This window comes from Curvibacter lanceolatus ATCC 14669, from assembly GCF_000381265.1.
GTDB classification, from domain to species: Bacteria; Pseudomonadota; Gammaproteobacteria; order Burkholderiales; family Burkholderiaceae_C; genus Curvibacter; species Curvibacter lanceolatus.
Genome location: NZ_KB906285.1, coordinates 1 through 21,817, shown reverse-complemented (window position 1 = coordinate 21,817; position 21,817 = coordinate 1). Strand labels below are relative to the sequence as shown.

The 21,817-nt window shown below is 67.6% G+C and carries 20 protein-coding genes and 1 rRNA gene; 3 read left to right on the top strand and 18 right to left on the bottom strand.

Annotated elements, in window-relative coordinates; translation table 11 throughout:
* Window positions 1-153: 153 nt before the first annotated feature.
* The 3 genes from F624_RS0129660 to F624_RS0129650 form a co-directional block, all read right to left on the bottom strand.
* On the bottom strand, window positions 154-990 hold the full coding sequence (locus F624_RS0129660; protein WP_019578015.1) for a TorF family putative porin: 837 nt from the start codon (window positions 988-990) through the stop codon (window positions 154-156).
* Window positions 991-1,119: 129 nt separating this feature from the next.
* Window positions 1,120-1,506: a hypothetical protein gene (locus tag F624_RS0129655; protein ID WP_157443699.1), complete on the bottom strand. Its 387-nt coding sequence runs from the start codon at window positions 1,504-1,506 to the stop codon at window positions 1,120-1,122.
* A 158-nt stretch (window positions 1,507-1,664) separates the two neighbouring features.
* Entirely contained in the window at window positions 1,665-3,149 is a 1,485-nt protein-coding gene (locus F624_RS0129650) for an MFS transporter (RefSeq protein ID WP_019578013.1), read from the bottom strand.
* A gap of 118 nt (window positions 3,150-3,267) precedes the next feature.
* Here F624_RS0129650 and F624_RS0129645 point away from each other — a divergent pair, with 118 nt between their 5' ends.
* Window positions 3,268-4,197, top strand: a complete 930-nt coding sequence (locus tag F624_RS0129645) for a LysR family transcriptional regulator (protein ID WP_157443698.1) — start codon at window positions 3,268-3,270, stop codon at window positions 4,195-4,197.
* A gap of 43 nt (window positions 4,198-4,240) precedes the next feature.
* On the opposite strand, the gene F624_RS0129640 is transcribed toward F624_RS0129645, so the two are convergent.
* The 4 genes from F624_RS0129640 to F624_RS0129625 all read right to left on the bottom strand — a co-directional run bounded on the left by F624_RS0129640 (window position 4,241) and on the right by F624_RS0129625 (window position 9,152).
* Window positions 4,241-4,702: an Lrp/AsnC family transcriptional regulator gene (locus F624_RS0129640; protein WP_019578011.1), complete on the bottom strand. Its 462-nt coding sequence runs from the start codon at window positions 4,700-4,702 to the stop codon at window positions 4,241-4,243.
* 6 nt (window positions 4,703-4,708) lie between these two features.
* Window positions 4,709-5,965, bottom strand: a complete 1,257-nt coding sequence (locus tag F624_RS0129635; protein WP_019578010.1) for an NAD(P)/FAD-dependent oxidoreductase — start codon at window positions 5,963-5,965, stop codon at window positions 4,709-4,711.
* A 110-nt stretch (window positions 5,966-6,075) separates the two neighbouring features.
* Window positions 6,076-7,302: a saccharopine dehydrogenase family protein gene (locus F624_RS0129630; RefSeq protein WP_019578009.1), complete on the bottom strand. Its 1,227-nt coding sequence runs from the start codon at window positions 7,300-7,302 to the stop codon at window positions 6,076-6,078.
* 161 nt (window positions 7,303-7,463) lie between these two features.
* Window positions 7,464-9,152: a methyl-accepting chemotaxis protein gene (locus F624_RS0129625; protein ID WP_019578008.1), complete on the bottom strand. Its 1,689-nt coding sequence runs from the start codon at window positions 9,150-9,152 to the stop codon at window positions 7,464-7,466.
* A gap of 296 nt (window positions 9,153-9,448) precedes the next feature.
* On the opposite strand from F624_RS0129625, the gene F624_RS0129620 reads away from it, so the two are divergent.
* Complete coding sequence (locus F624_RS0129620) at window positions 9,449-10,588, top strand: AraC family transcriptional regulator (RefSeq protein ID WP_084679796.1); 1,140 nt, start codon at window positions 9,449-9,451, stop codon at window positions 10,586-10,588.
* A gap of 42 nt (window positions 10,589-10,630) precedes the next feature.
* On the opposite strand, the gene F624_RS0129615 is transcribed toward F624_RS0129620, so the two are convergent.
* From F624_RS0129615 to F624_RS0129575, 9 genes are all read right to left on the bottom strand, one after another.
* Complete coding sequence (locus F624_RS0129615; protein ID WP_019578006.1) at window positions 10,631-12,787, bottom strand: xanthine dehydrogenase family protein molybdopterin-binding subunit; 2,157 nt, start codon at window positions 12,785-12,787, stop codon at window positions 10,631-10,633.
* Between the two features lie 16 nt (window positions 12,788-12,803).
* A complete protein-coding gene (locus F624_RS0129610) occupies window positions 12,804-13,271 on the bottom strand; it encodes a (2Fe-2S)-binding protein (protein ID WP_019578005.1) in 468 nt (155 codons plus the stop codon).
* Between the two features lie 170 nt (window positions 13,272-13,441).
* Window positions 13,442-14,980: a UxaA family hydrolase gene (locus F624_RS0129605; RefSeq protein WP_019578004.1), complete on the bottom strand. Its 1,539-nt coding sequence runs from the start codon at window positions 14,978-14,980 to the stop codon at window positions 13,442-13,444.
* Between the two features lie 35 nt (window positions 14,981-15,015).
* Window positions 15,016-16,167, bottom strand: a complete 1,152-nt coding sequence (locus tag F624_RS0129600) for a mannitol dehydrogenase family protein (protein WP_019578003.1) — start codon at window positions 16,165-16,167, stop codon at window positions 15,016-15,018.
* Between the two features lie 31 nt (window positions 16,168-16,198).
* On the bottom strand, window positions 16,199-17,209 hold the full coding sequence (locus F624_RS0129595; RefSeq protein WP_019578002.1) for a zinc-binding alcohol dehydrogenase family protein: 1,011 nt from the start codon (window positions 17,207-17,209) through the stop codon (window positions 16,199-16,201).
* Window positions 17,210-17,268: 59 nt separating this feature from the next.
* Window positions 17,269-18,042, bottom strand: coding sequence for a transporter substrate-binding domain-containing protein (locus F624_RS0129590; protein WP_019578001.1), 774 nt, complete (start codon window positions 18,040-18,042; stop codon window positions 17,269-17,271).
* A gap of 36 nt (window positions 18,043-18,078) precedes the next feature.
* The gene (locus F624_RS0129585) at window positions 18,079-18,807 is read right to left on the bottom strand and encodes an amino acid ABC transporter ATP-binding protein (RefSeq protein ID WP_019578000.1); all 729 of its coding nucleotides are present in this window, start codon (window positions 18,805-18,807) and stop codon (window positions 18,079-18,081) included.
* The gene (locus F624_RS0129580) at window positions 18,791-19,441 is read right to left on the bottom strand and encodes an amino acid ABC transporter permease (protein WP_019577999.1); all 651 of its coding nucleotides are present in this window, start codon (window positions 19,439-19,441) and stop codon (window positions 18,791-18,793) included. Before F624_RS0129580 ends, F624_RS0129585 begins: the two co-directional genes overlap by 17 nt.
* 30 nt (window positions 19,442-19,471) lie before the next feature.
* Entirely contained in the window at window positions 19,472-20,155 is a 684-nt protein-coding gene (locus F624_RS0129575; RefSeq protein WP_031256731.1) for an amino acid ABC transporter permease, read from the bottom strand.
* A 238-nt stretch (window positions 20,156-20,393) separates the two neighbouring features.
* Here F624_RS0129575 and F624_RS0129570 point away from each other — a divergent pair, with 238 nt between their 5' ends.
* A complete protein-coding gene (locus tag F624_RS0129570; protein WP_245573769.1) occupies window positions 20,394-21,107 on the top strand; it encodes a FadR/GntR family transcriptional regulator in 714 nt (237 codons plus the stop codon).
* A 28-nt stretch (window positions 21,108-21,135) separates the two neighbouring features.
* On the opposite strand, the gene F624_RS35195 is transcribed toward F624_RS0129570, so the two are convergent.
* On the bottom strand, window positions 21,136-21,420 hold the full coding sequence (locus F624_RS35195) for a hypothetical protein (protein ID WP_157443697.1): 285 nt from the start codon (window positions 21,418-21,420) through the stop codon (window positions 21,136-21,138).
* A 159-nt stretch (window positions 21,421-21,579) separates the two neighbouring features.
* Window positions 21,580-21,692: ribosomal RNA gene (rrf, locus tag F624_RS0129565) — 5S ribosomal RNA — on the bottom strand.
* Between the last annotated feature and the right edge of the window lie 125 nt (window positions 21,693-21,817).

Genomic DNA, 21,817 nt, shown 5'->3' with positions numbered 1-21,817 from the left:
CGCCAGTCGGCAAGGCCCCGGGGCAGGCTGCCGCTGCCCCCGGCAGTTGCGCGTGCGTGAATCTGGCGGCCTGCGACAGGCCTGCCCGGAACCCCTAGGCCGCCGCGCCTCATGCCCGAAGCGCAGCGCTCAATGACAACGCCCTGGTGACGCTCAGAAGGTCTTGCCCAACGAGAGCACGACGCTGGGGCGGCCGAGCTTTCTGGCGTCGGCGCCCGCCGAATTGCCGGCCTGGTAGTAAGCGGTGTCGGCATTGCTGCCCACCAGCGCGGCCCCGAGGTTCAGGCCGTGCCAATCCTGGGTGAGGCCGATTTTGTAGTCGGTGTAAGAGAGCTCGCCGTAATGGCGCACCGAGGTGTGCCCCAGGTGCAGGCCCAGCGTGAGCTGGTCGCCCAGATCGAGGTTGTAGTTGAGGTCGAGGTAGGTGCTGCCACGCGAGCCACCCCGGTTGGGCAGGGCGCTCCAGTAGGCATAGGCGGCGGTGTCGCCCTTCAGGCCGAAATAGTCGCTGACCGCATACGAGAGCTTGGCGCTGAAAGGGCCGTGGCTGAGGCCGGCGTACAGCTCGGTGTTGTCGTAAGCGTTGGCGCTCGGCTGGGCCGGTGCGCTGTTCAGGCGTGCGCTCGGGTAGAGGTAGTGCAGCAGACCCAGGTCGGCGCCCCACTCCGGCGCCAGATCAAAGCGGTAACCGCCATAGAGGTCGACCTCCAGGCTGGCCCCGTTGTTGTAGCTGTTGGACGACACGCTGGAGTTCCAGTTGCCCAGGTACCAGCCGCTGGCATGGGTGTAGTCAAAGCCCCCTTGCACGGCCGGCCGGCGCCAGCTTTGGGAAATGCCCCGGAAGCGGTAGTCCGACACCAGGCTCAGGTTGCCGGTGAGCGTGTGGGCCGAGGCTTCGGCAGCAGCAGGTTCGCCGCTGGCCTGCGCCAGGGCGGCGCTGCAAAACAGGGTGAGCGCCAGAGGCGCCAGAACGTGGCTTGTCTTGATCATGGAAGGGGTGCCATCCGGTGATGGCGATGGAGGTTGTGCACGGCTAGGGGTCATCGGCAGGCGGCCGCGCAAACGCCTGGTGGCTGCAGTGCAAGCACTGAGCACGCTCCGGCACCGGGGGCTGAGCCCTCAGCGGTGCCGGGCCAAGCGAGGGTTGAGCGGCGGGTTGCGCGGCGGGTTAAGCGGAGGATTGAGCGAGCCCCAGTCGCAACTGGGCACCGCGCGCTGCAGGCAGCGCCGCAAGGCGGCCGCCTGCCCGGCCGGGTGGCTGATGTGCAGCTGCACGCGGGCATCGGCGGGCCAGGGCAGGCAGCATTCGATGCGGCTGTTCGGGCAGGTGGCCACGGCCTGGTGCGCCTGGGCCGCCTCGCAGGCCGCCACGGTGACGCGCATTCTTTCCAACGCGCGGGGGGCCGGGGCAGCCGGTGGGCGATGCCCGGCAGCCGCCGTGCGCGGGCCGGCAGTACGCGGGCGGGCCATGCGCAAGGGTGACAACAGAAAAGCGAACAGGCTCATGCGTGTGTTCCGACGTGCCGTGGGGGCTTGGCACTCGGGGATGAGCTTAAAAAAGGGCGCGTAAAAATGCCGATGAAGCTGGCAGGCCGGGCGCAAAAATGTCGTAAACGCCCGGCCAGTGCGCCCAGCCCAGCCCAGCCCAGCCCAGCCCAGCCGGTTCAGCGGAACACGCGCTGCAGCAGCACCGCCAATGCCAGCGGCAGGGACAGAAAGGCCAGCAGCAGGAAGACGCAGGCCGCCGGCTGGGCCACCGGCGTGCCCAGCCAGGCCCCCAGGCCCTGCAAAGCGCCCCCCAGGCGGGCCAGGTGGCCTTCGCCCAGCTGGTGCAGCAAACCCGTGAGCAGTGCCACGCTGAAAGACAGGCTGAGCTGGCGCACGATGTTCTTGACCTGGTAGCCGTGCGAGAACACCGCCGGGGGCAACTCCAGAAACGTGCCCTGGGCCACCGGGCCGATGAACAAGGGCAGCGACAGGCCGCTCAACACCGTGCCCAGACACAGCGCCAGCACGCTCCAGGCCGGGCCCTGAACGCCCTGCCCTGCGTGTTGAACCTGGGACAGCAGCAGGCAGGCCAGCGCCTGCAGCAGCACCCCCGACAGCATGAAGCCCTGGTGGCGTGGCCAGCGCCGGGCCACAAAGATGTGAGCCAAGGCCATGCCGACACTGCTGCACAGCCCCAGCGATGTCCACAGGGCCGTGGCCAGCAAGGAAAAGCCCAGTTCCTGGTGCAGCATCCAGGGCAGGAGCAAACCCATGGCACCGGCCAAGAAGTAGCCCAGGGCATAGAACACCAGACCCACCAGATAGCGCTGTTGCACCAGGCCGCGGTAGTTGATCAGGGGGCGCTCGCGCCCCCATTGGCGCCAGGCAAACAGGCTGAGCACCACCGTGGACACCCCGGCCACGGCCAGCCAGCGCCCAGACAGCGCACCCGCCTGCTGCACCGGGATCTGCTGAATCACCCACTGCAGGCCGCACACCCCGGCCAGCACGACCAGCAGCCAGCCCCAATGCTCTTGCGAGCGCTCATGGGGCGCACTGCGCTGGGCCGGCAGGCAGCCCCGGGCCGCCCAGGCAACCCACACGGCCCAGACCAGCCCGAACCAGAACAGCGCGCGCCAGCCCCCCAGGCCCAGCAAGGCCGCGGCCAGCAGCGGCGCCAGCGCGGTGCCACCCAGCAAGGCGCAGACAAAGGTCAGCAGGCCCTGGAAGCGCCGCTCGGGCGGCAGCTCGTTGATCAGCATGCGCCCGGCCACAAAGAAGGTGGAGCCCCCCAGGCCCTGCAGCAGTCGCCCCAGCGCCAGTTGGAGCACGCTGCCATCGGCCGGGCTGGTGGCACAGACCCCCGAGCCCAGGCCGAAGACGAGCAGGGACAGTGCGACAAAGCGGCGGTAACCCAGGCGCTCGACCAGCCACTGGTGCTTGTAGAGCATGAAGACGGCCGCAGCGCCATAGGCGGCATACACCAGCGCGAAGGCCGAGGCCGACACCCCCGCCCCGGCCATGATGGGCCCGGCGCCAAACAGCACCAGGCCGTTCTCGAGGAACTCCACACTGGTGACGGCGGCCAGCGCCAGCAGCTGTGCGGCGGTGGAGGGGCGCTCACGGGGGGCCGGGAAGGCGGGGGCAGACACAACAGACATGGGCAGCAGACGGGGGCAAAAAAGCGAAAAAACAGGGGCTGGCCAACAGTGACCAGGCCGGAGTTTGCCCAGACCTGCACAATCAGGCCAATCGATTGTTCTGATGCACAACATCAACATGGCTGATTTTGATCACACCGCCCTGCGCCGCCTGGACCTGAACCTGCTGGTGGCCCTGGATGCCCTGGTGGCCGAGCGCAGCGTGACCCGCGCCGCAGCCCGCCTGTGCGTGGGCCAGCCGGCCATGAGCCACGCCCAGGCGCGCCTGCGCGAGTGGCTGGGCGACGACATCCTGTACCGCGAAGGGGCCGCCATGGTGCCCACCGCCCGGGCCCAGGCCCTGGCGCCACGGGTTCGCCAATGGCTGGCCGAGGCCCAGGCCATGACGCTGAGCGAGGCGGCCTTCGACCCCCAGCGTGTGCAGGAGCGCTTTGACCTGTGCCTGAACGACCCGCTGGAGGCGCTGCTGTTGCCCGGCCTGGTGGCGGCATTGCGGCAAAAAGCCCCGGGCCTGAGCCTGTCGGTGCGCCCGGTGCCGGCCTGGCAGCAGCTGGAGCAACTGGACGCGGGCGAGATCCGCATGGCGCTGGGGCACTTCCCCCGGCTGCGCAGCGTGCACGAGCCGGTGCTGTTGTTCCGCTCGGGCTTTGGCTGCGTGTACAACCCGGCGCTGTTGAAGGTGCCGGCCCGGCCCCGGCCCGCCGATCTGGCCCGGCTGCCAAACATCCACACCAGCTACGCCGGCGATGGCCCGGGCCTGGTGGACAAGGTGTTTCAGCAACAGGGGCTGAGGCGGCAGGTGGTGGCACACACGGCCAACCCGCTGTCGATCCCCTTCGTGGTGAAGCAAAGCCCGCTGGTGGCGGTGCTGCCCGACATGCTGACGCGCCTGTTCGGCAGCCATGGCGATCTGCGGATCGCGCCCCTGCCCTGGCGCGCTCTGGTGCTGCCGATCTCGATGGTGACGCACCGGCGTGACGCCTCCGATCCGCTGGTGCGCTTTGTGACCCAGGAGCTGCTGGCGGTGACGCGCGCGGTGTTTGCCTGAAGCGTTTGCCTGAAGCGTTTGCCTGAAGTGTCAGCCTGAGGTGTCAGCCGGGGGCTGGCACCGTGCTGCGCCGGTCGATCTTGCGGCTGAGGATGAGCGAGGTGTGCGTCTGGTGGATGCCCTCGATCTGGCCCAGTTGGTCCAACAGGCGGTCGAGCTGCTCCGGGGTGGCACAACGCAGCAGGGCCAGGTAGTCGAAGGCGCCGCTGACGGCGCACAGCTCTTCCACCTCGGGCAGGCGCTCCAGCGCCTGCACCACGGCGCTGGCCTTCTTGGCATTGACGCTGAGGCCGCACCAGGCGCGCACGGCGGCCTGCTCCAGCGGCTGGCCCAGGCGCACACCGTAGCCGGCCACCACGCCCTCGCGCTCCAGGCGGGCGATGCGGGCGGCCACGGTGGTGCGGGCGATCTTGAGCTTGCGGGCCAGGTTGGCCACGGGCTCGCGGGCATTGGCCTGCAGCAGGCTCAGCAGGTGGCGGTCGGTGTCGTCGAGTTTGACGTCCATGGTGCATCAGCGCACGAAGCGCTCCGGACGGAATGGTGCGGCCGGCACCGGGGGGGCCTCGCCATCCATCAAGGCACCCAGCAGCAAAGCGGTGCCGGGCCCGGTGCTGAAGCCGATGTGCTGGTGGCCAAAGGCCAGCCACAGGCCGGGCTGACCGGGTGCTGCGCCAATCGCGGGGCGGCTGTCGGGCAAGGTGGGGCGCCGGCCCAGCCAGGGCTGGTCCTCCAGGCGCTGCGCCAGCGCGAAGGCCTGGCGGGCAGCCGTTTCGGCCAGGTCGAGCTGGGTGAGCTTGGGCGGGGCGTCGAGGTCGGTCAGCTCCACCCCGGTGCTCAGGCGCAGGCCCTGGGCCATGGGGGAGAGCACATAGCCGCCCGCGCTGTCGTACACCGGCCGGCTCAGGCTGGCCTCACCCTCGGCCGCGTAGTGCATGTGGTAGCCGCGCTCGAAGGCCATGGGCACCGACAGGCCCAGGTGCTGCTGCAGAAAGCCCTTGCTCCAGGGGCCCAGCGCCAGCACCACGCGCTGGGCGACCAGCGGACCGGCCTCGCCCAGATCGAGCTGCCAGGCCCCGTCGGGGCCTGTGCGGGCCAGGCCCTGCACTGGGGCCTGCAGCAAGCGCCCGCCGCGGGCACTGAACAGGCGGGCATAGCTTTCGGTCACCGCGCCGGGGCTGTCGACCGAGGCGGCATCGCGTACCCACAGGGCACGTGGGAACAGGGGGCGCAGGTGCGGCTCCAGCGCGTGCAAGGCAGCGGCATCCAGGGGCTCGGTCTGCACACCGAACTGGGCCAGGGTATCGCGCCCGAATTGCCCGGCGTCAAAGGCCGCCTGGCTGCGGTACAGAAAGATCCAGCCGTTCTCGCGCAGGCGATGGCTTTGCCCGGCTTCGGCCAGCCATTGGCGGTGCGCGGGCTGGCTGAGGCGGATCAGCGCATCGAGGGCGGCGGCGGTCTGCTGGAACGGGGCCTGGCGGGCCCGGGCCAGAAAGCCCAGCCCCCAGCCGGGATGGCGTGCCAGGAAGGCGGGGTTGTAGCGGAACTGGGCCGTGCGGTTCTTCAGCAGGGTGGGCAGGCTGGCCCACAGCCCGGGGTTGTTGAAGGGGATCAGCGAGCTGCGCGCCAACACGCCGGCATTGCCGTAGGAGGTTTCCCGCCCGGGGCCCAGGCGGTCGACCAGGGTGACCTGGTGGCCACGTCGTTGAAGCTCCAGCGCGCAAGACACGCCCACCATGCCAGCGCCCAGAACGGCCACCGTGCTGCTCATTGAAAAACCCTTTTGTTGGTCTGTGCGGGCCACAAAGGCCCCAGGCCGCGCCGCAGGGCGCCGCCGACGCGGCTCAGTATGCCATCGCAAAAGTTCTGATCGGCGCAGATTCAGGCATGGACGGCAAGCACCTCGGCCGAGGGCCGCTCCGACACCCCCACTGCGGGACCCGCTGCGGACCCAAGCACCGGTGCAACATCCGGGCCAGGCCCGGCCTGCTCACGCAAGCCCGCATAGTGGTGCCCGACCCGGGTGGCCAGCAGGGCCTGCAGGGGCACCTGCTCCTGGCTGACAAAGCCCGCGCTGGGCAACTGGCCGCGTTGCAGCAACTCCAGCACCCCCACCACGCCGGCGGCGGTGCTCAGCTCGATGGCGGTGCGCTGGCGGCCCCGCAAGGGGGCGCCCAGCACCCGGGCGAGGCGGGTCTGCTGCTCCAGGCGGCCCTGGCGCAGGCCGGTGGCCGAGGCATGCACGATGACCACATCGTCGCGGCTGTGCGGCACAGCGCGGTCCAGCACCTGGCGCAGCAGATCGCGCTGCTCGACCAGGCGCAGGTCGTGCAGCAGAAAGTCCATGGCGTCGCGGTGGCCCGGGTAGCGCAGCGTCTTGTAGCTGAGGTTGCGCACCCGGCCTTGCAGGGTTTCGCACAGGGTGCCCAGCCCGCCCGAGGTGTTGAAGGCTTCGTAGGTGTCGCCATCAAGCAGCAATTGCTCCAGCCCCTCCAGCGGCTGGGTGATGACGCGCTGGCCTTGCACGATGGCCTCGCAGGGCTGGCAGTACTCATTGATGACGCCGTCGATGCTCCAGGTGAAGTTGTAGCGCAGGCGGTTGGTGGCGTGGCGGGTGAGCGCGCCCACGCGCAGGTTCAGGTCGAACAGCTCGTCGAAGCCACCCGCCAGCTGCATGCCGAGCATGCCGATCACGCCCGGGGCCAGGCCGCACTGGGGCATGAGCAGGCTGCGGGCGCCCACCGCCAACTGGCGGATGGCCTGGGTGGCGGCCACATCTTCGGTCAGGTCGAAGTAGTGCACGCCCAGCCGAGCCGCCTGGGGCGCGACGGTCTGGGCCAGAAAGTAGGGCAAGGCGTTGATCACCACCGGGTGCTGCGCCAGGGCCGCGGACAGGGCGGCGGGGTGGCGCACATCCAGCTGCAGGTGCTGCACCAGGGCATCGTCGGGCTGGGTGGCAGGCTGAATAGCGGGGTGCTGGTCGGCCAGGGTGACGGGGGTTTGGTGGGCCTCGGCCACCATGTCGGCGATGGTGCTGCCGACCTTGCCGGCCCCCAGGACCAGGACGCTGCGCAGAGGGGTGGGGAGGGTATGGAGCGCTTGAGGCATGGCGGACTCTCTCTCAAAGGGGTGGATCGATGAGAAAAAGTCTAGGGGGGGTGCCGCACCGTTGCCAGCGCACAAAGTGGCGGGCAAGCCGGGGTGGGCGGTCATTTTGACGAGCCACTTGGTCGAAATGACCGGGGTGGCCCCCACCCCGGGCCGGGGGCTCAGAAAGAGTCTTGTTCCGACGGTGCGGGCCAGGCCGATGGCGCGGCCAGGCTGCGCATGGGGCGGCGGCTGGCTGCAGGCCTGCCAGCGAAGGGAGTTGCGGCAGCGGGCAGCGCGCGTTGCGGGGCGCGCGCATCGTGCGCCAACCTGAAGACGGACACGGCCTGCACCAGTTGCAGGGCCTGCGCCTTGAGGCTTTCGGCCGCGGCAGCGCTTTGCTCGACCAGCGAAGCGTTCTGCTGGGTGACCTGATCCATCTGCATGACGGCCTGACCGACCTGGCTGACGCCGGCATTCTGCTCGCTGCCAGCACTGCTGATCTCGCCCATGAGGTCGGTGACGCGCTGGATGGAGGCCACGATCTCGCTCATGGTCACCCCGGCCTGGTCAACCAACTGCGTGCCCTGCTCCACCCGCTCGACGCTGGCCGAGATGAGGGCCTTGATCTCTTTGGCGGCCTCTGCCGAACGCTGGGCCAGGCTGCGCACTTCGCTGGCGACCACGGCAAAGCCGCGGCCCTGCTCACCGGCACGCGCGGCCTCGACCGCGGCATTCAAGGCCAGGATGTTGGTCTGGAAGGCGATGCCGTCGATGACGCCGATGATGTCGGCGATTTTTCTCGATGACTCGTTGATGCCGCGCATGGTGTCCACCACCTGGCCCACCACCTGGCCGCCCTTGATGGCCACCGCCGTGGCGCCCTTGGCCAGCTGGTTGGCCTGGTTGGCGTTGTCGGAGGTCTGGCGCACGGTGGAGCCCAGCTCCTCCATCGAGGCGGCCGTCTCTTCGAGGCTGCTGGCCTGCTCTTCGGTGCGCTGGCTCAGGTCCTGGTTGCCCTGGGCGATCTGGGCACTGGCGGTGGCCACCGACTCGGCGTTCTCGCGCACCGTGCCCACCACCGTGGTCAAGGAGTCCTGCATGGCCGAGAGGGACTGCAGCAAGGGGCTGAATTCGTCAGACACCGAATCGTCCACGGGCACGGTGAAGTCGCCCTGGCGCACGCGCTCGGCCACTTCGCGCGAGGTGGTGACACGGCGGCGCAGCAGGCGCGCGATGTACCAGGAGAACACCAGCAGGCCCACTGAGATGGCCACCACCAGCGTGACCAGGAAGAAGCGGATGCTGTCGGCTGCAGCGCCGATGGCATCGACCTCCTGGCTCAGTGACTTGCCTTGCGCGCTGCGCGCCGTGATCAGCCAGTCCTGCATGCGGGTAAAGGCCGGGATGGTCTGGTTGATCAGCATGGTTTGCGCCTCCTCGGCCTTGCCGTCTTTCAGCAGCTGCAGATTGGCCTCGGCGACCGGCCAGGTCACAGTCTGCAGCTGGAGCCAGTCGCGCTGGAACGCATCGCGGCTGTCCTGGCTGCGCAGCTCCTTCAGGTAATCAGCATCGTTCTTCGAGATCTTGGTGCGCTTGGCCTGGATGCCCTGCACGGCCAGCTCGGTGTCTTTGGGGGCCTTCATCAGCAGGGCCTGGCGCAGGTCGGACAGCACTTGGGTCACCTTCAGCTCGGTGCTGGCGATCAGCTCCAGTTGCAGCACCTTCACGCTGCCCGCGCTTTGGGCCAGGTCGCGCACATACAGAAGTTGGCTCCAGGTGCTGATGGCCAATGCGGTGAGGGCCGTGATGAGCAGCAAGGACACGCCGTACAGGCGGCCGCTGATGCCAAGGTTGCGAAAGAGGGACATGTTGAGGGGTCTCGGAAAAGGTGATTGCTGAGGCGACAGCACGGCTGGCGACGGCCCGGCCGGTGGTCTGCATTCGCCCCCCATCTGGCATGCAGATGGCCGCCCTGGCAATCATTTGTTCGCATTCATGACCCTGCAGCCCGTCGATTGACCGCCAGGGTCCCAAGAGTGGCCGTCCAGATGACTTTTTGCGGCACGGATCGTTGTTCCATGACGAACACACTACCGCTTTGGGCCCGGCGCCAGCGGACACTGAGCACGGAAAAACCTCGGGGAACCGACATGGACCGTGATGGATGGATTCGGCAGCAGGCGGTGACGGCTGGGGCTGGGGCCGGGCGGCACATGCAGGCCGGCCGGTGACGCACGGACGACCACCCGGCGGGCGCGCACAGACGCTCGTGGCACCGGTGTTTGTGGCGGCCCTGCTCGCGCAGGCGGTGCGCCAGGGCATTGATCCAGCGGTCTTGCTCAGGGGCCTTGGATTGAGCCTCGCGGACCTGGCAAAACCCGGCTTGGCGGTGTCACACCGGGAGGCCATCACCCTGGTGCGCCGATGCCTGCGCCTGATGCCGCAGCCCGATCTGGCGCTGCGCCTGGGACGGCAGATGGTGCTGACCGACTGGGGGACGCTGGCCCTGGGGCTGCTGGGTGCCACGACCCTGGGCGATGCCCTGGGGCTGTGCCTGCACCACCCCGCCAGCGCCGGCTACCTGCTTGACCTGCGGGAAGGCAGCGCGCCGGACGGCCTGGTGCTGATCGCCGAGGCCTTTGGCGGGGAGAGTGATCTGCAGCCCTTTTTGGTGGAGCTGACGTTTGCCGCCACGGTGCAACAGCTGCGCCAGACGAGCCAGACGATGTGTGCCCCCGCGGTGGTGGAGTTGATGCACCCGGCGCCCCTGCGTGCGGCGGGCTACACCGCCTATTTTGGCTGCCCTGTCCACTTCGGGCGCCCGCAGAACGCCTTGCGCATGCACCACGATTGGTTGGCATTCCGGCTGCCCTGGGCAAGCAGCCTGGCCCATCGCCTGGCCTTGCAGGGGCTGGAGAGCGAGCAGCAGCGTTGGGGGTCAAGCTCGCCACTGGGTCTGGCCGTGGAGCGCACCCTGCGCGGGCTGCTGCCCGAGGTGGCCGACCTGGCACGGGTGGCTGGTGCCTTGAACCTCAGCGAGCGCAGCCTGAGGCGGCACCTGGCGCTGGAGGGCTTGAGCTACCGGCAGGTGCTGGACGAAGCGCGCCGCAGCGAAGCCCTGGCCTTGATGGCCGGCGGCCCCAGGCCGATCGCCGAGCTGGCCCGGGCCACGGGGTTTTCGAGCCATCGCGCCTTCACTCGGGCCTTCAAGCGCTGGACGGGGCAGTGGCCCTCGCGCTTCAAGGGAGGGGCCGATACACAGGTCGTCGGCACGCCGGCCACCGCCCCCGAAGAACAGGATTGAAGCCCCCCTGGCCGACGGGAGGGCGTGCGAGGGGGCTCTGCTTCAGGCCTGTTTGAGCGCTTCAGCCGTGATGGGCAGGCGGCGGATGCGCTTGCCGGTGAGTGCCGCCACCGCATTGGCGATGGCTGGGCCCACCACGGCCGTGGCGGGCTCGCCAATGCCGCCGGGCTTCTCCTGGCTTTGCACCAGCACGATGTCGACCTTGGGGGCCTCGAACATGCGCACCGGCTGGAAGGTGTTGTAGTTGGTCTGCTGCACGCGCCCGGCCTCCAGGGTGATCTGGTGCTTGAGGGCGGCGCCCATGCCGAACACGATGCTGGACTGGATCTGCGCCTCGACCGTGTCGGGGTTGACCATGTGGCCCGGATCGACCGCCACGGTGACCCGGTGCACATGCACCTCGCCCGCGTCATTGAGGCTGACCTCGGCCACCTGGGCCATGTAGGTGTCGTAACCCTCCATCAGCGCGATGCCGCGCGCCCGGCCCTTGGCCAGGGGCTGGCCCCAGCCGGCCTTCTCGGCGGCCAGCTTGAGCACGTTGGCAAAGCGGGGCTTGCCCTCGAGCAGGCTGAGGCGGTAGCGGTAGGGGTCTTGACCTGCGGCCAGGGCCAGCTCGTCGATGAAGCTTTCGTTGGCGAAGGCGTTCATGTTGTGGCTGACGGCGCGCCAGTAGCCCACGCGCAGACCGGCATCGTGGATGACCAGGTCGTGCTGGGTGTTGGGGATGTTGTAGCCCGGCACCGAGGCTTCGGCCATGAAGGGGTCGAGCGTGTTGGCGGGCAGGCCGAAGGCGCGCTGGGTGACCGACTGCGAAGCCACCTTGAAGTGCATGGCCACGGGCTTGCCGCTGGCGTCCAGCCCGGCCTTGAGCTGGTTGACGGCCACGGGGCGGTAGAAGTCGTGGGTGAAGTCGTCCTCACGCGTCCAGACCAGCTTGACCGGCTTGTTGACGGCCTTGGAGATCTGCGCCGCCTGCACGATGAAGTCGAGCTCAAGGCGGCGGCCAAAGCCCCCGCCCAAGTAGGTGGTCTTGAGGGTGATGGCCTCGGGCTTGACGCCCAGGGCCGCCGCCACGGCCCCCTGCGCGCCTTGCTGGAACTGGGTGGGGCCCACCAGCAGGATGGTGTCACCGTTGACATGGGCCGTGAAGTTCATGGGCTCGAGCGGCACGTGGGCCTGCAGGGGCTGCACGTACTCGGCCTCGACCACCTTGGCCGCGCCTTTGAGGGCCGCGGCCACATCGCCCTGGGGCTTGGCGATCTCGATGGGCTTGGCGCTGGCCGCGGCGGCGCGGGTGCTGTTGATCATGCCCTCGCTGCTGAGCTGGGCGCCGGCGCCCTCGTCCCACTGGATGGTGAGGGTGTCGCGCGCCTTTTTGGCCTGCCACCAGCTGGCAGCCACCACGGCCACGCCGTCGGGGATCTGCACCACATCGATGACGCCGGGCATGCTCTTGGCCTTGGCGGCATCCAAGCTGACCACCTTGCCGCCGATCACCGGGCACTGGGCCAGTGAGGCATAGACCATGCCGGGCAGCTTGACGTCGATGCCGAACTCGGCGGTGCCATTGACCTTGGCAGGGGTGTCGATGCGCTTGGTGCGCTTGCCCACCAGCACGAAGTCTTTCGGGTCTTTGAGGGCGGGCTTGTCGGGCACGGGCAGCTTGGCGGCGGCTTCGGCCAATTGGCCGTAGCTGGCCTTTCTGCCGCTCGGGCCGGTGACCATGCCTTGGTCGGCCTTGAGGCTGGCCACATCGACACTCCACTGGTTGGCGGCCGCCTGCAGCAGCATCTGGCGCACCTGGGCGCCGGCCACGCGCAGCTTGTCCCAGCCATCACGCACCGAGGTGGAGCCCCCGGTGATCTGGGCGCCGAGCAGGGCGTTGACATAGACGGCAGCGGGCGGTGCCGCAACCACCTGCACTTGCTTGAGGCCGACGTTGAGTTCTTCGGCAATCAGCATGGACATGGAGGTGTAGACGCCCTGCCCCATCTCTGAGCGGGCCACCATCAGGGTGATGCGGTTGTCGTCGGCGATGTGCACCCAGGCGTTCGGGGTGTGCACGGTGCCGGCGGCCTGCGCGGCGCCTGCGCCCAGCAGGGGCAGGCTGACGCCCATGATCAGGCCGCCGGTGGCGGCGGTGGAGGTCTTGAGAAAGGCCCGGCGGGAGGTGTTGGCGACGGTTTGCTGGTGGTTCATGTGGGGCTCCCGGGGGTCAGGCCTTGTTGCGCATCATGGCGCCGGCATCCTTGATGGCGGCGCGCATGCGGTTGTAGGTGCCGCAGCGGCACAGGTTGCCACTCATGGCCGCATCGATGTCGGCATCGCTGGGGTTGTTGTTGCGCGCCAGCAAGGCCGCCGCACTCATGAGCTGGCCCGACTGGCAGTAGCCACACTGGGGCACCTCGTGCTTGATCCAGGCCACCTGCAGCGGGTGGTTGGCGGTTTTGGCCAGGCCTTCGACGGTGGCCACGTTCTTGCCGGCCACGGCGCTCAGCGGGGTCTGGCAAGAGCGCGCGGGCTGGCCATTGACGTGCACGGTGCAGGCGCCGCAGAGGGCGGCGCCGCAGCCGAATTTGGTGCCGGTCAGGCCCAGCTCGTCACGGATCACCCACAGCAAGGGGGTGTCGGTCTCGGCCTGGGCCGTGACCGGCTTGCCGTTGATCTTGAATTGAACGCTCATCGTGGGGCTCCATCTGGGTGTTGTCATGGCCGATGAGGTTAGAGCGCCCCCCCAGGGGGCCTATGGGGGTAAGCCCTGAAACAATTGGATACCGCCCCAGGTTTTCTCAAATTGCGACAGACGCGCGTCCATGCGAACAAACGCGCAGCCCACACGCCGTGAGCCCCCCACTACATGACCGCCCCCAACTGCCAGGGCAGGAATTCGTTGTCGCCCAGGCCGTTGTCCTCGCTTTTGCTGCGTTGGCCCGAGGCGGTGGCCAGCATGAGGGCAAACAGCTGCTGGCCCGCTTCGAGCACGGTCTGGCGGCCATCGACCACGCCGCCGCAGTCAAAGTCCATGTCGAGCACCATGCGCTGGAACATGGGGGTGTTGGAGGCCAGCTTGAGCGAGGGCGTGGGCTTGCAACCGTAGGTGCTGCCGCGCCCGGTGGTGAAGCAGATCAGGTTGGCGCCGCCGGCCACCTGGCCGGTGGCCGAGACCGGGTCGTAGCCTGGGGTGTCCATGAACACCAGGCCCTGGGCCTGCACGGGCTGGGCGTATTCGAGCACTTCCATGAGGCCGGTGGAGCCGGCCTTGGCCACCGCGCCGAGCGATTTTTCAAGGATGGTGGTGATGCCGCCGGCCTTGTTGCCGGGGGAGGGGTTGTTGTTGAGGTCGCCACCGTGCAGCGCGGCATAGCGCTCCCACCAGGCCACGCGCTGCATCAGGCGCTGGGCCACCTCGGGGCTGGCGGCGCGGTGGGTGAGCAGATGCTCGGCGCCATAGATCTCGGGGGTTTCGGACAGGATGGCGCGGCCGCCGTGGCGCACCAGCAGATCGACCGCCGCCCCCAGCACCGGGTTGGCGCTGATGCCCGAGTAGCCGTCCGAGCCGCCGCACTGCAGGCCGACCGTGAGGTGCGACAGCGGCACGCGTTGGCGCCGGGCCTGGTTGGCCTGCTGCAGCATGGTGTGCAGCAGGGCTTTGCCGGCGGCAATGGTCTCGCGGGTGCCGCCTTCGTCCTGGATGGTGAGGCTGGCCAGCAGGCCAGCCGGGCGGGCCGCCAGCTCGCTGACCAGGGGGGCGATCTGGTTGACCTCGCAGCCCAGGCCGATCACCAGCACGCCGGCAAAGTTGGGGTGGTTGGCGTAGCCGCGCAAGGTGCGTTGCAACAGGGCCAGGCCTTCGCCATCGCCCATGCCGCAGCCGCTGCCATGGGTGATGGCGACCACGCCATCGACATGCGGGTAGGCGGTCAGGGCCTCGCCCTTGAAGGCGTCGGCAATGTGACGGCACACGGTGGCCGAGCAGTTGACGCTGGCGATCACGCCCAGGTAGTTGCGCGTGCCCACGCGGCCATCGGGGCGGAGGTAGCCGTCAAAGCCCAGGTCCTGCTCGGCCGGCACGGTGGGCACGTAGCCCTGGCCGGGCTGCTGGGTGCCCTCGCTGCCGGCCATGGCCAGGTTGTGCACATGCACGTGCTGGCCCGGTGCGATGTCGGCACTGGCCAGGCCGATGCGCTGCCCATATTTGTAGACCGGCTGGCCCTTGGCGATGGGCTGCAAGGCCACCTTGTGGCCGGAGGCAATGGGCTCGCGCACGAGCACGGCCGGGCCGGCGCCCAGCGCCAGGGCCTGCCCAGGCACCAGGGCCTGGCGGGCCACGGCGACGTTGTCGAGGGCGGACAGTTGCAGGGCGGGCGCTGGGGTGTGGGGTTCGGTGGTCATGGAAGGGCGCAGAGTGGGGGCGGTTTGGGGGCGCGTCAATTCGGGGTGGCCAGTGCGGCCTGCAGACGCGGCTGCAGCAAGCCAGGGGCACGCTGGGCCGCCAGCGCCACGATGGGGGCGAGGCGCCGCTGCTTCTTGGCCGCGTGGTTCTGGGCGATGTCGGCGATGCGGTGCTCCAGAAAGGGGTTTTCGAAGCGCTCGCGCACATCGCGCAGGTAGGCCTCGGCCTGGGGGCCTTCACCCAGGGCCTGGAACACAGGCAGGATCTCGTCGCGCCACAAGGCCTCCAGCTCCGCCCGCAGGGGGGCATCGGCCATGGCCTGGCGCACGGTCTCGGCTGCAGGGCGCTGGTCGAGCAGCCAGCGCTCGGCCAGAAAGGTGTGGCCGGCGTTGAGCAGGAACAGCTTGAGGCGCTCGTGCGCGGCCAGGTCGTCGGTGAGCACGATCGCCGGGTGCCGGCAGGGCAGTTGCAGGCCGGCCTGGCGCTCGACCACCCACACGGCATAGGGCTCTGCCACGGCGCCGACGGGCTCGATGGCCTCGGAGACGATGCGATCGACCAGGGAGTTGGCCCAGACCAGCCCGCTGGGGCTGCCCTGCAGCCACTGTTGCAGGCCCTCGGGCAGGCCCCACTGGCGGGCCAGCTGGCCGACCAGGTCGCGCAGCACATCGCCATTGCGCTCTACCAGCTCACAGGGCATCAAGGTGAGGGTTTTGTTGGGGGTCTGTTGCCAGCGCCCGTGCAGCAACACGAGCAGTTTGGCCGGGAAGCTCTGCGGGGCGGGGCTGCCTGCGGCCAGCAGCGCGGGGCCATCCTGCGCGCTCAGGCCATAGCCCTGGTCGCCGGTGTTGGAGACGATCACTTGCACTTCGCCCTGGGCCACGGCCTGGCGCAAGGCGGGCCAGTGGGTGCTGGCGTGCCAGGCCTCGCGCACAGCCAGGCAGTGCTGCAGGCGGTCGACCCGTTGGCCACCGGCCAGCCCCCGCACGCGCACCGGGTAGCCTTTGCCGTCGGCCAACGCGGCGATGCGCGCCGCCCCATCGGCGCGGTCGGTGGTCTGCACGACGGTGATGCCGCCCAGGGCCTCACCCGCGCCTGGGGCGCCGGCCAGGGCTTCGGCAATGAACAGGTCGACGTGGGCCTGCAGAAAACGGCTGGTGCCGAACTGGAGAATGGGCTGGACCATGGCGTGTAGGGTGGCGTGTACGGCTTGGGGCTCAGATTTCGACGATGGCCTTGACCACGCCCTGCTTGGGGTCGAGCAAGGTGGCAAAGGCGGCCGGCACATCGGCCAGGGCCATGCGGTGGGTGTTGAGGGCGGCGGTGGGCACCTGGCCGGCGCGCATGGCGCTCAACACGGTTTCGAAGTCTTCGGTGGTGGCGTTGCGGCTGCCCAGCAAGGTGGTTTCGCGCTTGTGGAACTCGGGGTCGGAGAAGCTGATGGTGTCGCGCACCACCGAGATCAGCACGTATTGGCCCCCATGGGCCACAAAGCCGAAGCCGCGCTCGATGGCCCGGGCGTTGCCGGTGGCGTCGAACACCAGGTCAAAAAATTCGTTTTGGGTGGCGGCGGCCAGTTGGGCCTCATCGCCCTCCCCCAGGGCCACGGTGCGCGCCACGCCCAGCTCGCGCTGGCAGAAGTCGAGCCGGTCCTGACGGCCGTCGAGGGCGGTGACTTCAGCGCCGCGCAGGCGGGCGAAGATCATGGCGGCCATGCCGATGGGCCCGGCCCCGACCACCAGCACGCGCTGGCCGGCTTGCACCCGGCCCCGGCGCACCGCGTGGGCGCCGATGGCCAGGAACTCGATCATGGCGGCCTGGTCGAGCGTGACGCCCTCGGCCTTGTGCACAAAGGCTTCGGGCAGCGACAGATACTCGGTGAAGGCGCCGTCGCGGTGCACGCCCAGCACCTGGATGTTGACGCAGCAGTTGGTCTTGCCCTGCCGGCAGGCCACGCACTGCCCGCAAGACAGGTAGGGCATCACGTACACCACATCGCCCACGGCCAGGCGGCCGCCGGGCACGGCCTCTTCGACCACCCCGGACAGCTCATGCCCCATGACACGGGGGTACTGCAAGAAGGGCTGGTTGCCGGTGAAGATGTGCAGGTCGGTGCCGCACACCCCCACGCGCTTGACGCGCACCAGCACCTCGCCCTCGCCGCGGCTGGGGCGGTCGCGCTCCAGGGCGCGCAGGGTTCCAGGGGTTTCACAGATGACGGTCAGCATGGCGGGATCTCGATGTCGGGTGGATGTGGGATGGGAACGGCAACAGGGCTTGGAACGGCTCAGCCGCCGTGGTACTTCTTGTAGATGGCGCCCAGCTTGCCGTTGTCGGTGTTGCGCTTGATCCAGTCGTTGAGCCAGGCCTTGAGTTCGGGCTCGTTCTTGCGCAGGCCGATGCCCAGGGGCACGGTCTGCATCACGAACTTGATGGCCAGGTCTTTCTGGGGGGCCTTGGCCAGCACGGTGTTCACGATGGCGGGCGAGGTGGCGATGATGTCGGCCTGGCCACTGACGGTGGCGGTGACCAGGGTGGCGTCGTCGTCGTAGCGCACCATCTGGGCGCCCTTGGCGGCCTGGGTGGCCACCTTGTCGTTGTTGGAGCCCCGGGTGGTGGCCACGCGCTTGCCGTTGAGGTCGTCAAAGCCCTTGATGTCGGCGCCCTTGGGGCCGGCCACCACGGCCTGGATCTGGGCATAGGGCACAGAGAAGTCGATGACCTTTTCACGCTCGGGGGTGACGGACAGCGAGGCGATCACGATGTCGGCCTTGCCGGTCTGCAGGAAGGGGATGCGGTTGGGGCTGGTGGTCTGCACCATTTCGAGGGCCACGCCCAGGTCCTGGGCCAGCAGTTGGGCGGTCTCGACGTCGGAGCCCACGGGCTTCAGGGCATCGTCCACGAAGCCATAAGGGGGCGAGCCCGTGTCCTGCGCGATGCGGATCTTCTTGGCCTCGCGGATGTCTTTGAGCAGATCGGCATGGGCCGGTGCCTGGCACAGGGCCAGCAGGGCGGCCGAGGCCAGCAAGGTGTGCAGCAAGAGGGAACGACGGGCTTTCATGGGTTTGTCTCCTAGGGATGAATGAGGGAAGGCAGATCAGAGGCCGTTGCCGACGAAATCGCGCAACTCGGTGGTGGCGGGCGCATCGAGGATGGAGGCCGGCCCGTGCTCCCACACGCGGCCGCGGTGCATGAAGATGACCTCGTCGGCCACCTTGCGGGCAAAGGCCATCTCGTGGGTGACCAGGATCATGGTCATGCCGTCGGCGGCCAGGCGCTCCATCACACGCAGCACCTCTCCGGTGAGTTGCGGGTCGAGGGCCGAGGTCACCTCGTCGAACAGCATGAGCTGGGGCGACATGGCCAGCGAGCGGGCGATGGCCACACGCTGCTGCTGCCCACCCGAGAGCTGCGAGGGGTAGTGATCGGCCTTGTCGGCCAGGCCCACCTGGTTGAGCACGGCCATGGCGGTGTCGCGGGCCTGGGGCTTGCGGGCCTTCTGAACCAGGCGAGGGGCCAGCATGATGTTCTGCAGCACCGTGAGGTGGGGGAACAGGTTGTAGCTCTGGAACACGATGCCCACGTCGCGCCGCAGCTGGTGCAGGTCCAGCCCCGGGCCGGTCACATCGTGACCACAAACCTTGATGTGGCCGCTGTCCACCGTCTCGAGCCGGTCGATGCAACGCAAGGCCGTGCTCTTGCCGGAGCCGCTTTGCCCGATGATGGCCACCACCGAGCCCTTTCGCACGGTGAAGGACACGCCTTCAAGCACACGCGTGCTGCCAAAGCACTTGGAGATGTTGTCGATCTCAACGATGGGCGACATGGAATTTCCTCTCGAGGCGACGGCTCAGCACCGACAGCGGATAGCACAGGACGAAATAGAGCGCAGCAACGATCACGAAGATGACGAAGGGCTCGAAGGTGGAGTTGTTGATGATCTGGCCGGCCCGGGCCAGCTCGACAAAGCCGATGGCCGAGGCCAGCGAGGTGTTCTTGACGATCTGCACCATGAAGCCCACGGTGGGCGGGGTGGCGATCTTGATGGCCTGCGGCAGGATCACATGCCAGACCCGCTGATGCCAGCGCAAAGCCAGGCATTCGGCGGCCTCGGCCTGGGTGCGGGGCACCGACTCGATGCAACCGCGCCAGATCTCACCCAGGTAGGCCGACACGTAGATCGACAGCGCCATGGCCGCTGCCGCCAAGGGCGCCACGTCCAACCCCAATGCCGGCAAGCCGAAGTAGGCCAGGGGCAACAGCACCAGGAGCGGCGTGCCCTGGATCAGCTTGATGTAAAGCGACACCAGCAGGCGCGACCCACGCGGGCCATAGGAGCTGCCCAGCGCCACCGCAAACCCCAGTAGCCCACCACCGACGAAAGCCAGCAAGGACAGGCCCACGGTCCACAACAAACCATCGAACAGAAAGCGCAGGTGCGCTGCATTGAGAAAGCCCATGTCGTGCTCCGTGACAGGTTCCGTGAAAGGTCAGAGGGGGGTGCCAAGGCGGCGACGGCGTGGGAAAGCGAGGCGGGCCAGCAACCAGAACAGCCCCCGCATCAGCAGCGACATCAACAGGTAAGCCACGGCCACGATCAGGTAGGTCTCCACCGAGCGGTAGGTGTCCGACTGAATGCGGTTGGCCACAGCGGTCAGCTCTTCGGCCGAGATCTGGGAGCAGATCGAAGAGGCCAGCATCAGCAGCACGTACTGGCTGGTGAGCGCGGGGTATACCCGCTCGATGGCGGGGGGCAGCACCACATGCAGCAGCGTTTGCCAACGGCTCAAGCCAATGCATTCGGCGGCTTCCAACTGGCCTTTTGGAATCGATTCAATGCCGGCGCGCACGATCTCGCTGGTGTAAGCCCCGACGTTGACGACCAGGGCCACCGTGGCAGCAGTGAACGCCCCCACCTGCCAGCCAAGTGACGAAAGGCCGAAATAGACAATGAAGACCTGGACCAGCAATGGCGTGTTGCGGATCACCTCGATGTAGGCCCCTGCGCAGCGGGCCATCCAACGGGTTCCCTTGGTGTTGGCGATCGCACACAAAACCCCCAGCAGGAAGCCGAAAAAGGTGGAAGCCAGCGACAGCGTCAAGGTGGTCCACGCACCGGCCAGCAGGTCTGGCGCGTAGGCCAGTGGGGCAGAGAAATCGAAAGCGTAGTTCAAGGTGGTGTTGGCGGCGCTGAAGAGCAGCACCGGCCTTTCTTTTTTGGTAAGGCCAATTTGAATACAAAACCAAAATTGGCCTTACCGGGTTAACCCTGAAATCACAAACAACTGCGCGTCAATACCTGATATTGCTAACATTTCGGCGCGAATAGCGCCGTGAATGGCCTTTACACTCCATCATCAGCCCAACTGGCCTGACCAAATCGGTCACCCAACTGGACAGACCAAATTCCACATGAACCTACCCATGAACGACCTGGAGAAGAGCCTGGAACCCAGGCGCCTGTATCAGCAGATTGCAGACCGGGTGCGCGTGCTGATCCAAAGTGGCGACTTCCGCGAAGGCAGCCGCCTGCCACCTGAGAGAGACCTGGCGCAGCAGTTGGGGGTGTCGCGACCGTCGCTACGCGAAGCCCTGATCGCACTCGAGATCGAAGGCAGCGTAGAGATCCGCATGGGCTCGGGCGTCTATGTGTGCGCACGCGCGTTGCGGCGCCCTGCCCTGTCCATTCCGATGGGCGAGAGCCCTGCGGAATTGATGCAAGCCCGAGGCGTGGTGGAAGGCTCCGTGATTGTGCTGGCCTGTGTGAATGCGACCCCGGAAGGACTCGCGCGCGTGCGCGAAAGCATCGAGGGCATGCGGGCCGACATCGCTGCAGGCCGGGATGTGTTGGCCCACGACCGAGAGTTTCATGTGCGCATTGCCGAGATGGCCGGCAATTCAGTGCTGACCGCCTTGATCAGCACCCTGTTCGATGAACGACAGCGCCCCTTGGCCAGCCACATGCGAAATCGCCTGGAAAGCCAGCCCACCTGGAGTGCAGCACTGGCCGAGCATGAACAAATCTACCGCTGCCTGGTCGCAAGAGACCCCCTGATGGCCGAGTCTGCAATGCGGGCCCACATCCGATCAGCAGCAGAGCGTTGGGTGATTCCAGACGCGGCATGAATCTGTGCTCAGCTCAGCGGCCTCACCTTCAGGCCTGGAACACAACATAGCCTGGGGTGGCGTCAAAAGTAGTCATGGTTTTGGTACCGAGACCAAAGATTGAACGCGAATCAATGAATCGAGGCTTGTGAGCAGAACCGCTTTCAACTGTCCCGCAGTGTTCCAGGTTGGTATTGAGGCCTTGTTGGCCAAGGCCGCTGCGGTTGATACGCCAGAAGCTTGGCAGGCAGTAAGGATGTTGGCCTCGGAGGCGGCGCTGCATTGACCATGGCACAGGCCAAAGACATGGAAAATTGATGGCAGAAGAGTCCATGTGTCCACCAAGGGTGGGGATGGATGAAATGGATCCTCAAGAAGAAACTGGCGACCGCCTAGACAGATGACTAGGTCGCATACATACGGCCATTGTTTCCGCGCCCCCAAAGACAAAACCCCCGCCAGTTGCCTGGAGGGGGTTTTGAGGGCTGTAAGAGCCTGACGATGACCTACTTTCACACGGGAACCCGCACTATCATCGGCGCGGAGTTGTTTCACTGTCCTGTTCGGGATGGGAAGGAGTGGGACCAACTCGCTATGGTCATCAGGCATAACTTGGTGCTGGGCTGTTGGTTAGCAACAGCCTGGCGAATTCATAGAGTTTGGAATCAGATTTTATTTTTTGTATTGCGTCTTGGCATAACCAGACTTTGAATTGGATTCAAAGTTATAGG

Bases quoted from the DNA above. Each gene is read 5' to 3' on its own strand.
- F624_RS0129660 (WP_019578015.1), bottom strand. From the start codon at position 990: ATGATCAAGACAAGCCACGTTCTGGCGCCTCTGGCGCTCACCCTGTTT.
- F624_RS0129590 (WP_019578001.1), bottom strand. From the start codon at position 18,042: ATGAAAGCCCGTCGTTCCCTCTTGCTGCACACCTTGCTGGCCTCGGCC.
- F624_RS0129640 (WP_019578011.1), bottom strand. From the start codon at position 4,702: ATGGACGTCAAACTCGACGACACCGACCGCCACCTGCTGAGCCTGCTG.
- F624_RS0129625 (WP_019578008.1), bottom strand. From the start codon at position 9,152: ATGTCCCTCTTTCGCAACCTTGGCATCAGCGGCCGCCTGTACGGCGTG.
- F624_RS0129615 (WP_019578006.1), bottom strand. From the start codon at position 12,787: ATGAACCACCAGCAAACCGTCGCCAACACCTCCCGCCGGGCCTTTCTC.
- F624_RS35195 (WP_157443697.1), bottom strand. From the start codon at position 21,420: ATGGACTCTTCTGCCATCAATTTTCCATGTCTTTGGCCTGTGCCATGG.
- F624_RS0129620 (WP_084679796.1), top strand. From the start codon at position 9,449: ATGGATTCGGCAGCAGGCGGTGACGGCTGGGGCTGGGGCCGGGCGGCA.
- F624_RS0129630 (WP_019578009.1), bottom strand. From the start codon at position 7,302: ATGCCTCAAGCGCTCCATACCCTCCCCACCCCTCTGCGCAGCGTCCTG.
- F624_RS0129570 (WP_245573769.1), top strand. From the start codon at position 20,394: ATGAACCTACCCATGAACGACCTGGAGAAGAGCCTGGAACCCAGGCGC.
- F624_RS0129580 (WP_019577999.1), bottom strand. From the start codon at position 19,441: ATGGGCTTTCTCAATGCAGCGCACCTGCGCTTTCTGTTCGATGGTTTG.
- F624_RS0129595 (WP_019578002.1), bottom strand. From the start codon at position 17,209: ATGCTGACCGTCATCTGTGAAACCCCTGGAACCCTGCGCGCCCTGGAG.
- F624_RS0129605 (WP_019578004.1), bottom strand. From the start codon at position 14,980: ATGACCACCGAACCCCACACCCCAGCGCCCGCCCTGCAACTGTCCGCC.
- F624_RS0129585 (WP_019578000.1), bottom strand. From the start codon at position 18,807: ATGTCGCCCATCGTTGAGATCGACAACATCTCCAAGTGCTTTGGCAGC.
- F624_RS0129600 (WP_019578003.1), bottom strand. From the start codon at position 16,167: ATGGTCCAGCCCATTCTCCAGTTCGGCACCAGCCGTTTTCTGCAGGCC.
- F624_RS0129610 (WP_019578005.1), bottom strand. From the start codon at position 13,271: ATGAGCGTTCAATTCAAGATCAACGGCAAGCCGGTCACGGCCCAGGCC.
- F624_RS0129645 (WP_157443698.1), top strand. From the start codon at position 3,268: ATGGCTGATTTTGATCACACCGCCCTGCGCCGCCTGGACCTGAACCTG.
- F624_RS0129635 (WP_019578010.1), bottom strand. From the start codon at position 5,965: ATGAGCAGCACGGTGGCCGTTCTGGGCGCTGGCATGGTGGGCGTGTCT.
- F624_RS0129650 (WP_019578013.1), bottom strand. From the start codon at position 3,149: ATGTCTGTTGTGTCTGCCCCCGCCTTCCCGGCCCCCCGTGAGCGCCCC.
- F624_RS0129655 (WP_157443699.1), bottom strand. From the start codon at position 1,506: ATGAGCCTGTTCGCTTTTCTGTTGTCACCCTTGCGCATGGCCCGCCCG.